13 protein-coding genes are annotated in these 14,225 nt (G+C 72.2%); 5 read left to right on the top strand and 8 right to left on the bottom strand.

Annotated elements, in window-relative coordinates; translation table 11 throughout:
- Nucleotides 1-59 precede the first annotated feature (59 nt).
- Nucleotides 60-215: a DUF8730 family Cys-rich protein gene (locus ABTY15_RS39795; RefSeq protein WP_502893525.1), complete on the bottom strand. Its 156-nt coding sequence runs from the start codon at nucleotides 213-215 to the stop codon at nucleotides 60-62.
- Between the two features lie 189 nt (nucleotides 216-404).
- Between ABTY15_RS39795 and ABTY15_RS17325 the strand changes: the two genes are divergently transcribed.
- Entirely contained in the window at nucleotides 405-710 is a 306-nt protein-coding gene (locus ABTY15_RS17325) for a rhodanese-like domain-containing protein (protein ID WP_350588934.1), read from the top strand.
- Between the two features lie 117 nt (nucleotides 711-827).
- On the opposite strand, the gene ABTY15_RS17320 is transcribed toward ABTY15_RS17325, so the two are convergent.
- The 3 genes from ABTY15_RS17320 to ABTY15_RS17310 form a co-directional block, all read right to left on the bottom strand.
- Nucleotides 828-1,550 carry a DJ-1/PfpI family protein gene (locus ABTY15_RS17320; RefSeq protein WP_350588933.1) on the bottom strand — a complete coding sequence of 241 codons (723 nt, stop codon included), beginning with the start codon at nucleotides 1,548-1,550 and terminating at the stop codon, nucleotides 828-830.
- Between the two features lie 229 nt (nucleotides 1,551-1,779).
- Complete coding sequence (locus ABTY15_RS17315; RefSeq protein WP_350588932.1) at nucleotides 1,780-2,529, bottom strand: Type 1 glutamine amidotransferase-like domain-containing protein; 750 nt, start codon at nucleotides 2,527-2,529, stop codon at nucleotides 1,780-1,782.
- Nucleotides 2,530-2,594: 65 nt separating this feature from the next.
- The gene (locus tag ABTY15_RS17310) at nucleotides 2,595-3,353 is read right to left on the bottom strand and encodes an SDR family oxidoreductase (protein ID WP_350588931.1); all 759 of its coding nucleotides are present in this window, start codon (nucleotides 3,351-3,353) and stop codon (nucleotides 2,595-2,597) included.
- Nucleotides 3,354-3,613: 260 nt separating this feature from the next.
- Here ABTY15_RS17310 and ABTY15_RS17305 point away from each other — a divergent pair, with 260 nt between their 5' ends.
- From ABTY15_RS17305 to ABTY15_RS17295, 3 genes are all read left to right on the top strand, one after another.
- Nucleotides 3,614-4,792, top strand: a complete 1,179-nt coding sequence (locus ABTY15_RS17305; RefSeq protein ID WP_350588930.1) for a serine hydrolase domain-containing protein — start codon at nucleotides 3,614-3,616, stop codon at nucleotides 4,790-4,792.
- A gap of 221 nt (nucleotides 4,793-5,013) precedes the next feature.
- Complete coding sequence (locus ABTY15_RS17300; protein ID WP_350588929.1) at nucleotides 5,014-5,961, top strand: hypothetical protein; 948 nt, start codon at nucleotides 5,014-5,016, stop codon at nucleotides 5,959-5,961.
- A 233-nt stretch (nucleotides 5,962-6,194) separates the two neighbouring features.
- Nucleotides 6,195-6,995, top strand: a complete 801-nt coding sequence (locus ABTY15_RS17295; protein WP_350588928.1) for a thioesterase family protein — start codon at nucleotides 6,195-6,197, stop codon at nucleotides 6,993-6,995.
- A gap of 30 nt (nucleotides 6,996-7,025) precedes the next feature.
- Here the strand turns inward: ABTY15_RS17295 and ABTY15_RS17290 are convergent, their stop codons facing one another.
- Nucleotides 7,026-9,308 (bottom strand): WD40 repeat domain-containing serine/threonine protein kinase, encoded by a 2,283-nt coding sequence (locus ABTY15_RS17290; protein ID WP_350588927.1) that lies wholly within the window; start codon nucleotides 9,306-9,308, stop codon nucleotides 7,026-7,028.
- A 175-nt stretch (nucleotides 9,309-9,483) separates the two neighbouring features.
- Between ABTY15_RS17290 and ABTY15_RS17285 the strand changes: the two genes are divergently transcribed.
- Nucleotides 9,484-10,008, top strand: a complete 525-nt coding sequence (locus ABTY15_RS17285; protein ID WP_350588925.1) for a GNAT family N-acetyltransferase — start codon at nucleotides 9,484-9,486, stop codon at nucleotides 10,006-10,008.
- Nucleotides 10,009-10,115: 107 nt separating this feature from the next.
- On the opposite strand, the gene ABTY15_RS17280 is transcribed toward ABTY15_RS17285, so the two are convergent.
- The 3 genes from ABTY15_RS17280 to ABTY15_RS17270 all read right to left on the bottom strand — a co-directional run bounded on the left by ABTY15_RS17280 (nucleotide 10,116) and on the right by ABTY15_RS17270 (nucleotide 14,221).
- On the bottom strand, nucleotides 10,116-12,185 hold the full coding sequence (locus ABTY15_RS17280) for an MDR family MFS transporter (protein WP_350588924.1): 2,070 nt from the start codon (nucleotides 12,183-12,185) through the stop codon (nucleotides 10,116-10,118).
- A gap of 90 nt (nucleotides 12,186-12,275) precedes the next feature.
- Nucleotides 12,276-13,115: an SAM-dependent methyltransferase gene (locus ABTY15_RS17275; RefSeq protein ID WP_502893524.1), complete on the bottom strand. Its 840-nt coding sequence runs from the start codon at nucleotides 13,113-13,115 to the stop codon at nucleotides 12,276-12,278.
- A gap of 107 nt (nucleotides 13,116-13,222) precedes the next feature.
- Complete coding sequence (locus tag ABTY15_RS17270; RefSeq protein WP_350588923.1) at nucleotides 13,223-14,221, bottom strand: ArsR family transcriptional regulator; 999 nt, start codon at nucleotides 14,219-14,221, stop codon at nucleotides 13,223-13,225.
- Nucleotides 14,222-14,225: the final 4 nt, after the last annotated feature.

Raw genomic sequence — 14,225 nt, 5'->3', positions numbered from 1 at the left:
CCGCACGGCCCGCGTCGGTGAGCCGAGCGGGGTCGCCACGGCATTCGGGCGTCGTCCGGTCATCGCCTCCCGAACGGCCACCACGACCGCTTCGGCGCCGGCGGGCAGCTGCACCGCTGCGCCTTGGGCACGCCGCCCAGCACCTGGTCCACGTGGTTCCCGCATCCGGAGTAGGTGGCCTTGCCGCACTGCTTGCACGTCACTCGACGGCACATGTCTCGGTCCTTCCTGTCCGGGGCGCAGCGCCACCGGACCGATCGCTTGGTGCAATAATACCCCCGGGGGTAATTGTCCGACGTGCCGGCGACGCTGGGGAGGCCCCTCGGCGGGCCTGGAATGCATCGCGGCACTCGCTGGTTCCCGTACGCTGAAGATACCCCGGGGGGTAATAGAAAGGTTTGATCATGCTGAAGGAAGTGGACATCGAGGCCTTCGCTGCGGCCCGCGAGGGCGGAGTGCTGGTGCTCGACGTGCGTGAGACGTTCGAGTTCGCGATGGGCCACGTGCCGGGGGCGCGGTCGCTTCCACTGGGCATGCTGTCCGGCGGCCTGGCCGAGCTGCCCCGGGACCGTGCCGTCATGGTGATCTGCGCCTCCGGCAACCGCAGCCAGGTCGGCGCCGAACTGCTCGCCCGAGCCGGCTTCGACGCCGCGTCCGTCCGCGGCGGCACCGCGGCCTGGTCCCGCTCCGGCCGCGAACTGACCACCTGAGCGGGCTGCCGCCGCCCCCGACCGCCTGGGCCGAGGCCGTCACCGCCGCCCTGGTGACGCACACCCCCGGCATCGCCGGAGCCGTGCCCGCCCAGCCCGTTGGCGTGTGACGGTCGTTCAGTAGGTCAGGCGTTCCAGGAGTGCGGGATGGTCGGCGAGGGCCTGGCGAAGACGCTTCTGGCCCTGGGGAGCGTACTGGCCGGGGTTGGCGGCCTCCCAGTCGATCGGGCCGAACGGGGGCTGGGGGTCGTACTCGAGGAACAGCTGGACCTTGCGCGCGACGTCCTGGCCGGCGAGCTCGCCGACCAGGTGGAATGCCATGTCGATGCCGGCCGAAACCCCGGCGGCGGTGATGACGTTCCCGTCCCGGACCCAGCGCTCGGCCACCGGGATCGCTCCGAACCTGGCCAGCAGGCTGCGGTACATCCAGTGCGAGTTGGCCCGGCGTCCTTCCAGGAGACCGGCGGCGGCGAGGAGCAGCGAGCCGGTGCACACGGAGCCGATGATCTGGGCCCGTGCGGCCGCGGTGCGCAGCTTGTCCAGCAGCTTCTCGTCGGCCATCGCGGCGAGGGTGGGGACCGTGCCACCGGGCACGATGAGCGCGTACGGATCGGGCATGGTCTCGAAGGTGTGGCTGGGAACCAGGGACAGCGGGGTGTCCGTGGCCATCGGTTCGATCTGCTCGGCGACCACGACCGTGTTGTAGCCGGGGACGAGATGGGACAGCTCGCCGAGGACCTGTAATGGGCCGACGATGTCGAGCGGGGTGAGGCCCGGGTACTGGACGAAGGCGATGGTCCTCACCGGGGCTTTGTCCTGGGAGGCCGAGGATTCGGTCATGGGGATGTGCTCCTGGTGGCTGGGCCGACCTGCTGGGGCGGAAGGACGTCCCTGCCACCATGCGTGCTGTTGCGGACGAGGACAACAGGAGGGACTGCGAAGTCGGTATGCCTGCGACACCCGTCTCCCGGACGCCGGTGCAGCTGGCCGGTCGGGTGAACGACCGGGCCCGCGCTCCGCGTGGTGCCGAGCGTGCGGGTCTCCAGGTGGGGCTTGAGCGCCAGTGGGTTCATGGCCGTTCGATCTCCGGACGGGGGGAGGCAGGAAGGCTCGCGGGGAACCGCGTTTCGATGGCATCGGGAGCGGCCGACCGCGCGGCGTCGAGGCGGCGGGTGACCTGGTACAGCGCGGAGTCCGGTGTTCTCGAAACGACGTCCGCGAGACGTCCGTCCGTGAACAGTGCGGCGGCGCCGTCGTCCAGGGCCCAGCCCTCCGGCAGCGCTCCGCTTGCCACGGCGGAGAGATATGCCGTTCTGCGTTCGGCCTCGGTGTCGTAGTGCGGGCACATGCTGCCGGGCAGGATTCCCAGGCCCCCGGTGAGCGGGGCGAGAGGACCGAAGGAGTCGGTGAGGCAGGCCTCGAACCAGCAGGCGGCCCCCGCGCTGATTCCGCAGAGCAGCGTCCCGCTCGCGTAGGCCGCACGCAGGATGTCGTCCACACCGTGCTCCCGCCACACGGCGAGCATGTTCGCGGTGTTGCCTCCGCCGACGTACACGATGTCCTGGGCCAGCAGGAACGCACGGAGGTCGTGGTGCGTGCGTCGGAACAAGGGCAGGTGGGCCGGCTCGCAGTCGTCGCGTTCGCCGAACGCGACGTGGAAGCGCCGGACGTAGCCGTCGGAGTCGCCGCTCGCGGTGGGCAGGAAGCAGATCTTCGGCCGCTTGCTTCTCGCGTGGCTCAGTACGAAGTCGTCGAGAAGGGTGTCCGGGTCGTCGGAGAATCCGCCGCCGAGCAGCACGATCTTCCGCGGTGTGGTCATTGAGGTGCTCTTCCTCCGTAAGGGGGGCAGGAGGTGCGACGCCTGGCGAGGTGGCGTCGCGCCGGTCAGTGGAGCTGGCCGGTGGGGCGGACCACCACGGTGTTGACGTCCACGCCGGTCGGTTGGCCGAGCGCCCAGACGATGGCGTCGGCGATGTGGTCCGCGGTCAGCACCGGTCCGGCCGGGGCGGCCTGGTCCGGGTGGGTGCTCCAGAACGGGGTGTCCACCCGGCCGGGGGCGACCAGGGTCACGCCCACCCCGGCCCCGGTGACCAGGACCCGGGTGTTCTCGGCGAGCGAGGTCAGGGCGGTCTTGGAGACCGAGTACATGTTGCCGGGGGTGTTCTTGATGCCCGCGGTGCTGCCGACCAGCACGATCCGCCCGCCGTTCTCCTTGAGCGCGGGCAGCGCGGCCTTGACCAGCAGGGCCGGGCCGAGGACGTTCACCAGCAGCATCTCGCGCCACTGCTCCGGGTCGCCGTCGGCCAGGTTGTCGTGGGTGGAGAAGCCGGCGTTGGCGATCACGTGGTCGAGCCGGCCGAAGTGCTTGACCGTCGCCTCGACGGCGGCCCGCACGGCCTCGAAGTCGGTGGTGTCCGCGGCGACGGGCAGCACGGCGTCGGCCTGGTCGAGCTCGGCCGCGAACCGGTCGAGGCGCGCCTGGTCGCGCCCGGTCACGGCGACCCGGTGTCCGGCGGCCAGCAGCCGCCGGGTGGTCGAGGCCCCGATCCCGGTGGCCCCGCCGGTGATCAGCGTGACGGGTGCGGCGGTGTGCTGGGCGGGGTGCTGTGCGCTGTGCTGTGCGCTGTGCTGGGCGGTGTTCATGATTCCCCCATGACGGTCGTGAAGTGAGTGTCCGTCATATCAGACGGATGGTGGGGCTGTCCGGTTGAGGCTCGGACCGACGTGATCGCGAAGTCGCACTGGAGTATTAGGGGTGAACCCCGGCAACGTCTGCGTCAGGAAGCGTGGTTGACCAGGGGGGTCTCAGGGGCGGAGCCCTCCTCGGCGGTGATCCAGGGCGTTCGTTCGGTCGACAGGATGGGCTCCACACGAACAAACAGGTCCACACCACGGAGTGTCTCTTGAGTATCCGCATACGTACCGCCCTGGCCACTGTGCTCGTGCTGGGCCTCGGCGCCGGTCCGCTGGCCGCAGCTCCCGCCATGGCCGCAGCGCCCAGCGCTCAGGCCACGGTGAGTCAGTTGTCCGGCCCGGATGTGAAGGCGTTGGAGAACGCCCTTCGCGAGCTGCCCGGCCCGGACGCGACGGCGGCCCTCGTACGTGTCGGCGGCTACGGGAGCTGGCACGGAAGCGCCGGGGTGCACGACCTGCAGAGCGGCCGCAAGGCCCTGGAAGGGGCCCGGTTCCGGGCGGGATCCGTCACCAAGGTGGTCACCTCGGTCGTCGTGTTGCAGCTCGCCGCGGAGGGCAGGGTGGATCTGGACGGCACCGTCCAGCAGTACCTGCCGAACCTGCTGACCGACGCCTTCGAGCCGATCACCGTACGGCAGTTGCTCACGTTCACCAGTGGGCTCCAGCCGGGCTCATCCCTCGGCCCGGATAACGCCGAGGGGTACGAGAACCGCTTCGAGACCCTCACACCCGAAGCCGTCGTCGCGGCGTCGGTCGCCAAGGGCCCCTACCAGGGGCAAGGGGAAGGCCCGGGCAGGAAACAGCGCTACAGCAACATCGACTACACGGTCCTCGGCCTGCTGATCGAGAAGATCACGGGTGACTCGTACGCCCACCAGGCGCAGGTCCGTGTCCTCCGTCCGGCCGGCATGTGGCACACCTCGTTCCCGGACGGTCCCGACCCGCGCATCCACGGCGCGCACAACGAGGGCTACCAGAAGCTGGCGGACGGCACGGTCGTGGACGCGACCGAGTGGAACATGTCGGACCGGTGGGCGGCGGGTGACATGATCTCCACCACCGATGACCTGGAGAAGTTCCTCTTCGCGCTGTTCAGGGGAGAGCTCGTCCCCCAGCCCCTGCTCGACAAGGAGATGTTCACCGTGCCGGACATCCCGGGCGCCGTGATGAGTGCGGGACTGCAGCGCTTCGACGCGGGTGGCGGGCAGATCCTCTGGCTCAAGACCGGAGAGCGGCCCGGCTACAGCACGCTCATCGCGGCAACCAGGGACCTGTCCCGAACCCTCGTCTACTCGGTCAACGCGACCGACGCCAAGGCCACGACCATGAACCCCGTCGGCGAGCGCATCGTCCGGGCCGCCTTCGCACCCCCGGCCGTTAGCGGCTGAGGCGGACCCCGGGCCGGGGGGAGGCACTGAATCCGCACGGCCACGGCCACGGCCACAGCCACGGCCGTGGCCATGACCAGGATTTGGCATAGCCACGGCAAAGTCTTCCCATCGCGGCCACCGCACATCTGGACGCCGGACCCCCGGACTGATGTGGTGTCGGGGCTCCAACTCGTACGCAGCACGTCCCTCCCTGACACCCTCACATCGGGAGCACACGCATGCGCACCAGACCGCTCAAGGCCGCCGTCCACACCCTCACGGCGCTGGCCCTGGCCGCCTTCGGCAGCACCTCGCTGGCCACCGGGGCCGAAGCGCAACCCGCCTCGCCCGCCGCCCACTTCGGCGTCAAGCCGCTGGCCGGCGGCGCCGCCGGACCGCAGCGTTCGATCACCGCCGCCGCCAACACCCTGAAGGTCGGGTCCAACGCCAGCCAGGGCGTGGTGTCCCCCACCCCGAAGGTGTACCTGGTCTTCTGGGGCACCCAGTGGTCCTCGGACCCGGCCGGGGTGGCCACCGACATGCAGAACATGTTCAAGGGCCTCTACGGCGGCCAGGACACCTGGGGCACCATCCTCGACCAGTACTGCGAGGGCGTCCCCAAGGGCACCGTCACCTGCGGCACCAAGGGCATCCACGTCACGCACCCGACCTCGTCCCCGCTGGCGGGGGTCTGGTTCGACAACACCGCCGCCGCCCCGGGCAGCGCGACCGCCGCACAGATCGCCGCCGAGGCCGGAAAGGCCGCCGCGCACTTCGGCAACACCACCCAGACGCCGAACCTCAACGCCCAGTACGTGATCGTCTCGCCCACCGGCACCCACCCCGACGGGTTCCCCAACTCGGGCTTCTGCGCCTGGCACGACTACACCACCAGCGCGTACGGCAAACTCGCCTACACCAACCTGCCGTACATCCCGGACAACGGCCCGGGCGCCTGCACCACCTTCACGGACGGCCGGCTGCTGTCGGGCATCGAGTCGACCGAGACCCACGAGTACGCCGAGACCGTCACCGACTTCTGGCCCAGCGCGGGCTGGAACGGCGGCGGCGGCGAGATCGGCGACGCCTGCGTCCAGCTCGACGCCTACGTGACGCTGAGCACCGGCACCTTCGACCTCCAGGGCCTGTGGTCCAACAGCGCCAACAAGTGCGTGACGCACGGCTGACCGCCGGCGTGACACGGCCTCCCCGGGCTCCGGCCCGGGGAGGCCGTGCCATTGGTGCGGGTGGCTCCCGGTGACGCGGTGTGGCAGGTAGCGCCGGTGACGCGGTGGGGCCTGTGCTGCCGGTGATGCGGTGTGGGATGCGCCACCGTTTCGTCCGACGGGCCGTTCGGCCGCCTACGATCCTGAGCGCGGACGTCCGCCGCCGTCCGTCCCGCCCAGAGGAGAAGCGCACCGTGACCACCCCCACCGCCGTGCTCGACAGCTACTACCACCGCACCGGCGAGCACCGGTTCAAGCCGACGGCCCAGGCGGGCGGCGCCTGGCACGCGGACGAGCAGCACTTCAGCCCGCTGGCGGGCCTCGTCGTCCACGCGATCGAGCAGCACCGGGCGGCCGGGCCGGCGGACGGCCTGGTGATGGCGCGGATCAGCTACGACATACTCGGTCTGATCGCCCTCGACGAGTGCGAGATCACGGTGCGGACCCTCCGGCCCGGCCGCACCGTCGAACTGGTGGAGGCCGTCGTCGTGATCGGCGAGCGCGCGGTGGTCCGGGCCCGGGCGTGGTTCCTCGCCGAGCTCGACACCGCCGCCGTCGCCGGCAGCCCCGACGAACCGCTGCCCGCACCCGAGGAGTTCGAGCCGTGGGCGATGAACGCCCGGTGGAGCGGCGGCTACGTCTCCTCCATCGACGTCCGCCGCCGACAGGTCGCCCCGGCGGGCCGGGCCGCCGCCTGGGTGTCGAGCCGCGTCGAACTGGTCGCCGGGGAGCCCAGCAGCCCGCTCGCCTCCTTCATCGCCCTGGTGGACACCGCGAACGGCATCGCCGTCCGGGCGGACCCCACCCAGTGGATGTTCCCCAACGTGGACCTGACGATCCACCTCCACCGCCGCCCCGAGGGCCCCTGGACCGGGCTCGACACCGGCGTCAGCTTCGGCCCCGCCGGGCACGGCCTCACCAGCACGGTGCTGCACGACCAGCACGGCCCGGTGGGCCGCGCCGAGCAGATCCTCACCGTCCGCCCGCTGACCTGATGCCGGGCCCACTTGCCGGGCCTTCCGGGCTCAGCCGACCTTCCAGAGGGCCAGGTTGTAGTCGAAGGCCCCGACCAGGAACCTGCTGTCGGGGCTGAAGGCGAGGTGCTGCGGCATGAAGGGCTTGGGCTCGAAGGCCTTCGCCTGGTCGAGCCCGCGGACGGGGTTCCAGGTGGCCGTGGACCAGATCCGGACACTTCCGTCCTTCTCGGCGGCGGCCAGCGAGCCGCCGTCCGGGCTGAACGCCAGGGCGGAGACCGGGTTCGGGGGGAAGGACAGCGTCCCGGTCACCGCACGGGTGGCGACGTCCCACACCTTCACCTCGCCCCGGGAGGCGGTGGCGAGGACCTTGCCGTCCGGACTGACCGCGAGAGCGATCACACCGTCCCCGGCATTCTCCACCGTTGCGGTGAGCGTGCCACTGCGGACGTCCCAGAAGCGCAGCAGATCCTGGAAGGTCGAGGCGATGACGGTGCGGCCGTCCTGAGCGAACGCCATGCCCTGCACGTCCCCGTCGGCATTGCTCACGACGGGCCGTTTCACCGGGTTGTTGACGAGGGTGGCGACCAGGGAGCGGCTCTGGACGTCCCACAGGGTGATCACGCTGTTGGCGCCGTACGCCAGGATCTTGCCGTCCGGGCTGTACGCGAGGCTCGCGTACCCGGCGTCCTTCTGCTTCGTGTCGCCTTGGAGGCTGCCCGCCTTCTTCCGGGAGGCCATGTCCCACAGCGTGATCGTCGCGAAGTTGTCGACGCCGGCGAGCTGCGAGCCGTCCGGGCTGAACTTCACGGCGAAGGTGAGGTTGCTGTCGAGGCCCGGCACGGCAGAGTTGCCGAGGTCGGCCGCGAGGTCCAGGCCGGGGCTGTTCCACAGCGTCACGGCGCTGTCCCGGTCGCCCACCGCGAGGAGCTTGCCGCCAGGGCTGAAGTCCAGGGCGGTCTGCCTGGTGTGCCACTTGGGGGAGACGTTGTAGGAGGGCTCCCACGGGGTGCTGGGTGATGTGGGGGTGGCCGAGAGCGAAGGCGACGCACTTGGACTGGGACTCGGACTCGCCGTGACCGAAGGCGAGGTGCTGGGCGGCGTGCTCGGCGGCGGGAGCGTCCCGGGGCCGCCCGCGTCCGGGGAACCCGAGGTCCGGCTGAGCGCGAGCGGCACGGCGACCGCCGCTGCGACGCCGGCGCCGAGCGCGCCGAACAGGACGGTCCGCCGGCTCGGGCGCTTGCTCGGGGCCGGGTCGTCCTCCGCTTCGTCCTCGGCGTCCTCCGCCGCTTGAGGCATCGAGACCGGCCCCGCCTGTCCTTCCGGCCGCTCCGGCACCGGGAGTGCGGTCCTGGTCGGCAGGTCCTCCTCCGCCGTCGTCCGCACGGTCAGCACGACCGTCCCGGTCTCGGAGGCCACCAGCCGCCCCTCGCCCTCGGGCAGGCCGAGGAGGCGGGTGATCGCGGCCTGCTGCTCGTCGATCAGGGCGTGCACGGCGGCCGGCCACGGCCGCACGGACGGCGCCAGCGGTCCCAGGGTGCGCGCGATCCCCGCCGTCGTGGGCCGCAGCGACCGGTCCTTGGACAGGCACCGCGCGAGCAGGTCGCGCAGCTCCACCGGGACGGCCGCGAGGTCCGGTTCGGTGTGGACGACGTTGTACAGCGTCTGCGGCGCCGAGGTGCCTGCGAACGGGCTGCGCCCGGTGCACGCCTGGACCAGCACCGCGCCGAGCGAGAACACGTCGCTGGCCGGGCTGAGTTCACGCCCCTCGGCCTGCTCCGGCGACATGAACGCGGGGGAGCCGACGAGCCAGCCGGTGTGGGTGATCTCGGTGCCGCCCTCGCTGTCGGTGGCCCGGGCGATCCCGAAGTCGATGACCCGGGGCCCGTCGGCGGCGAGCAGCACGTTGGACGGCTTGAGGTCGCGGTGGATCAGCCCGGCCCGGTGGATCCCGCCCAGCGCGGCGGCCAGCCCCGCGGCCAGGCGCACCACCGCGTCCGCCGGCAGCGGACCGGTCCGCTCCACGACGCCGCTCAGCGACGGGCCCGGGACGAAGACCGACGCCAGCCAGGGCAGCGGCGCGTCGGCGTCCGCGTCGATCACGGCCGCCGTGTAGGCGCCGGACACCCGCCGGGACGCCGCCACCTCACGGCGGAAGCGCGCCCGGAACCCGTCGTCCTCCACGAACTGCGAGCGCACCACCTTGACCGCGACCAGCCGCCCGTCCGGCGCGACACCCAGCAGCACCCGCCCCATGCCGCCCCGCCCCAGCTCGGCCACCAGCCGGTAGGGCCCGACCGTGAGCCGGTCCTCCGCCTCCTCCAACGGCTTCATCGGCACCCTCCGACGCCTCGGTGTCCCCGAGGTGCCTCCGGTACAACTCCTGGCCCTCGAAGCCCTGTTGCCTGCCTCGGCGTGAGCATCTCACATTCGCACGGGCCGGCGCAGGCAGCGGCGCCCGCCGGTAAACGGGTTGCTGCCGCGGGCGGGATGGGGCAGGGTCCGCACCATGGCTGAACTGCACGAACTCGAAATCCGCCGGCTGTCCTCCGACGACTGGCAGCTCTGGCGGGAGCTGCGCCTGGCCGCGCTGGCCGAGGCGCCGTACGCCTTCGGCTCCAAGCTCGCCGACTGGCAGGGCCCCGGTGACATCGAGGAGCGGTGGCGCTCTCGGTTGGAGATCCCCGGCGCGCTGGACCTGGTCGCGCTGCTGGACGGCCGTCCGGTCGCGATGGCCAGTGGTGTGCCCGGCGACGAGGACGCCGCGGGCGGTGTCGACGCCGCCGAGCTGATCTCGATGTGGGTCGGCCCGCAGGCGCGCGGCCGCGGCGTCGGCGACCGGCTGATCGGCGAGATCACCCGCTGGGCCGGCGAGCAGGGGTACGCCACCCTGAAGCTGGCCGTGATGCCGGACAACGACGCGGCGATCGCCCTCTACCGCCGCCAGGGCTTCGCCGACACCGACGAGCTGGGCGACCTGCTGGACGACGGCGTCGGGCGCGAGCTGGTCCTGGCGAAGCCGGTCCAGGCCTGACGTCGGGCCAGATGTGACGTCGGGCCAGGCCTGACGTCGGTCGCAGCCTCGGGCACGCGCCAGGGCCGTCCCGTCCTGGCGCGTGCCCGGTCGGCGGAGCGGGCGGTCTACTCCGCCCCCACGCCGACCTTCGGGCGGGCGTCGGCGGGGAGGCCGTTGGCGAGGTCCTCGATCATCAGGCGCCAGGCGATGGCGTCCGCGGCGGCGCGCAGCCGGGGGCTGCGGGGGCGGCCGGCGTCGCGCTCCAGGCGGGCGTTGAGCCAGTCCGACCAGGCGTCGGCGAGGGCGCGGACCTCGCGGCTGCCGGCTTCGGTGGCGGTGAGACGGTCGCCGTCGCGGGTGAGGTAGCCCTCGGCGGCCATCCGGGCGAAGACCGGCTCCAGCACCTCGGGCGGGACGCGCTTGCGGGCGGCGACCAGGTCGAGCGAGGCGTGGCCGACGGCCTTGGTGTGGCCGGCGACCTCCATCAGCGCCCAGGCCCCGGCGAGGTCGACCCGGGTGTCGGCCCCGGCGACGATCGAGCGCACGGTGGAGAGGTCCACCCCGCGGAGGATCCCGCAGACGGCGTACTCCAGGTGCGGGTCGGAGTCGGAGGTGGTGGGCTGCGCGAAGCCCTCGCCGAGGTCGGTGGAGCCGGCCCGGGCGGTGTCCCGCAGCTCCACCTGCTTGAGGAAGAGCGACACCACGAAGCCGACCAGGGCGACCGGCACCGTCCACAGGAACACCGTGTGCAGGGCGTCGGAGTACCCCTGGACGATCGGTGCGGCCTGGGCGGCGGGCAGCCGGTGCAGGCCCTGCGGGCTCTCCGCGGCCCGCAGGAGCACCGCCGGGTCGGCGCCGGTCAGGCGGGCCGAGACGGCGACGCCCTTGGCGAGTTCGGTCCGGAGGCTGTTGGCGTAGATGGTGCCGAACACGGCGGTGCCGAAGGAACTGCCGATGGTGCGGAAGAAGGTGACCCCGGAGGTGGCCGTCCCGAGGTCGGCGTAGTCGACGGTGTTCTGCACGGCGATGGTGAGCACCTGCATGCTCAGCCCGATGCCGACGCCGAGCACGAACATGTAGAACGAGGCCGGCGCGGTCCCGGTGTCCGGTTCGAGCCGGGAGAGCAGGTAGAGCCCGAGGGCCATCACCAGGGTGCCGACGATCGGGAACAACCGGTACTGGCCGGTCTTGCTGACGACGTTGCCGCTGGCGACGGAGGCGATCAGCAGCCCGAACACCATGGGCAGCATCCGCACGCCGGAGACGGTCGCGGAGTCGCCGTCGACGTACTGGAGGTAGGTCGGCAGGAAGGTCAGCGCGCCGAGCATGGCGAAGCCGACGATGAAGCTGAGCACCGAGCAGACCGCGAACACCGGGTTGCGGAACAGCCGCATCGGCAGCATCGGTTCGACCGCCCGGGTTTCGACCCAGCAGAACAGCCCGAGCGCGACGGCGCCGCCGGCGAACAGGCCGATGATCACCCCGGAGGTCCAGGCGTACTCGTTGCCGCCCCAACTGGTCGCCAGGATCACCGCGCTCGCGCCGACCGCGACCAGGCCGATCCCCAGGTAGTCGATGACGGGCCGGGTCGCCGTCCGGACCGCGGGGATGGTCCGGGCGGCGGCGACCACCACCACGATCGCGATCGGCACGTTGACGTAGAACGCCCACCGCCAGGACAGGTGGTCGGTGAACAGGCCGCCCAGCAGCGGCCCGATCACCGTCGCCACGCCGAACACCGCGCCGACCGCACCCTGGTACTTGCCGCGCTCGCGCAGCGGGATGACGTCCGCGATCAGGGCCATCGCGGTCACCATCAACCCGCCCGCGCCGATGCCCTGGAACGCCCGCCAGGCGATCAGCAGCGTCATGTTGGTCGCCAGGCCGCAGAAGAACGAGCCGGTGATGAACACGATCGCGGACACCTGGAAGAGCAGCTTGCGCCCGTACAGGTCGCCGAACTTGCCCGCCAGCACGGTGGCGACGGTCTCCGCCAGCAGGTAGGAGGTCACCACCCAGGACATGTGCGCGGCCCCGCCGAGGTCCGCGACGATGGTGGGCAGTGCGGTGCCGACGATGGTCTGGTCGAGCGCGGCCAGCAGCATGCCGAGCACGATCGTGCCGAAGACGACGTTCCGCTGCCGGACGTCCAGCACCGGCGGCGCGGACGGCGGGGTTTCCGTGACGGCACTCATGCCACCAGCCTCCGGGCCGCCGGTGCCCGCCGCGAACGGGCTCGCCCGTCCGGGTGAGCCGCTCGCAGCGGGCCGACGGGGGGAGGCCGGTCAGTGTTTGACGGCCACGCCCGCGTACATCGCGATGTCCCGGTCGCGGACCGGCGGGGCGTCGGCGTCCGGGCGCCAGTGGTGGACCAGGGTGACGCCGGGGTCGAGGAGTTGGTAGCCGTCGAAGAAGGCGGTGGTCTCGGCCTTGTCGCGGATCTGCAGCGGGATGCCGCGCGTGTTGTACTCCCGGCCGACGCCGCCGACGCCCACCGGGTCGGTGTCGCCGGTGAACACGGTGAGGGCGAGGAAGCTGCCGGGCGCCAGGGCGTCCATGAAGCGCCGGACGATGCCCTGCGGGTCGTCCTGGTCCAGGACGAAGTGGACGATGGCGATGAGCGAGAGCGCCACCGGCCGGGAGAGGTCGAGGACCTCCCGCAGCTTCGGGTCGTCGATGATCGACTCCGGGTCGCGGAAGTCGGCGTCCACGTAGCAGGTGCGGCCCTCGGGCGTGCTGTCCATCAGGGCCCGCGCGTGGGTCAGCACGATCGGGTCGTTGTCCACGTACGCGACGCGCGCCCGCGGGGCGATCCCCTGGGCGATCTCGTGCACATTGGGCGAGGTGGGGATGCCGGTGCCGATGTCCAGGAACTGGCGGACGCCGTACTCCTCGGTGAGGTGGCGGACGGCGCGCTGCATGAAGGCGCGGGTGGTGCGCATCGAGACCGGCAGCGACGGCCAGGCCTGCACCGAGGCGTGCGCGGCGGTCCGGTCCGCCTCGAAGTTGGTCTTGCCGCCGATGAGGTAGTCGTACACGCGCGCCGAGTGCGGGATGTCCATCCGCAGGTCCACCGAGGGGCGGTCCTCCCGCGAACTCCCCGATGTCCAGCCCCTGTTCGCCATCTCGCCCTCCCGGAACCACCGTTACCCGCCCCGCCACGGGCGGCGGGCCGTGGTGCGCATGGTAATCGCCTTTCAGTAGGACGATATGACGGTTGCTCAGGATGCCTTCAGATCGCCTCCAGTGCCCCGGCCCCGTCCGGCTGGCTGCGGTCCAGCAGCGCCGCGCCAAACTCGGTTGCCGTGTAGTGCACTTCGTGCCGGTACCGGTGGCCGGTGACCAGCCCGCTCGCCCGCAGCACCCCCAGGTGCTGCGAGACGGCACCCAGGCTCAGCCCGGTCCGGGCGGCCAGCTGGGTGGTGGTGCTGGGGGAGGTGGTGAGCGCCAGGACCCGGGCGCGGCTGCGGCCCAGCAGGCGGGCGAGCCCGTCGGGGGAGATCTCCTGGCGCTCCCACAGGGTGCCGACCGCCCGGGCCGGGTAGATCGCGACCGGCGGGGCGGTCGCACTGCTGGTCAGCAGCACGCAGCGGTCGGCGAAGACGCTCGGCAGCAACGGCAGTCCGCGCCCGCCGAGCCCGAGCACGGTGTCCAGCCGGTCGTCCACCACCAACCGGTCGCCCGCCCACCGCGCGCCCGGGTGCAGGCCGCCGAAGAGCGCCCGCACCCCGCCCGCCGAGAACTGGCGGGTCCGGTGCGCGATGTCCGCCTCCAGCAGGGCCCGCATCCGCGGCCAGTGCGGCTCCACCGCCGCCCGCCACCAGAGTCGCACCGCGTCGACCAGCTCCGGCAGCCGCCCGGGCACGTCCGTGGCCAACTGCCGGGCGAACGGCGAGGCCGGACCGCCGGCCAGTTCGGCCCGCACCCGGTCGGCCGGGGTGGCGGCCACCACCGCCAGCTCCTGCTCGATCTCGCCGAGCGCGCTCACCGGAGGCGGGGTGAGGAAGTCCGGCAGACAGCTGCCCGGCCCGACCAGATCGCGCAACGGCGCTACCCGGCGGGCGAGTTCGGGCCGCCGGAGGAGTGCCCTGGCCGGCCGGCTCCACGGCAGGTGGACGGCGTGCCGCTCGGGCTCGCCCACCGCCCAGAGCCCGGCCACCGTCTCCCACAGCGGCGAGACCGCGAACCGCACGTCCACGACGTCCTCGGTGTCGAACCGAACCTCGGTCACTCGT

It is taken from the genome of Kitasatospora sp. NPDC097643, from assembly GCF_040302625.1.
Classification (GTDB): Bacteria; Actinomycetota; Actinomycetes; order Streptomycetales; family Streptomycetaceae; genus Kitasatospora.
The sequence above is the reverse complement of the archived record's forward strand: the minus strand, read 5'-3'. Positions and strand labels throughout refer to the sequence as shown.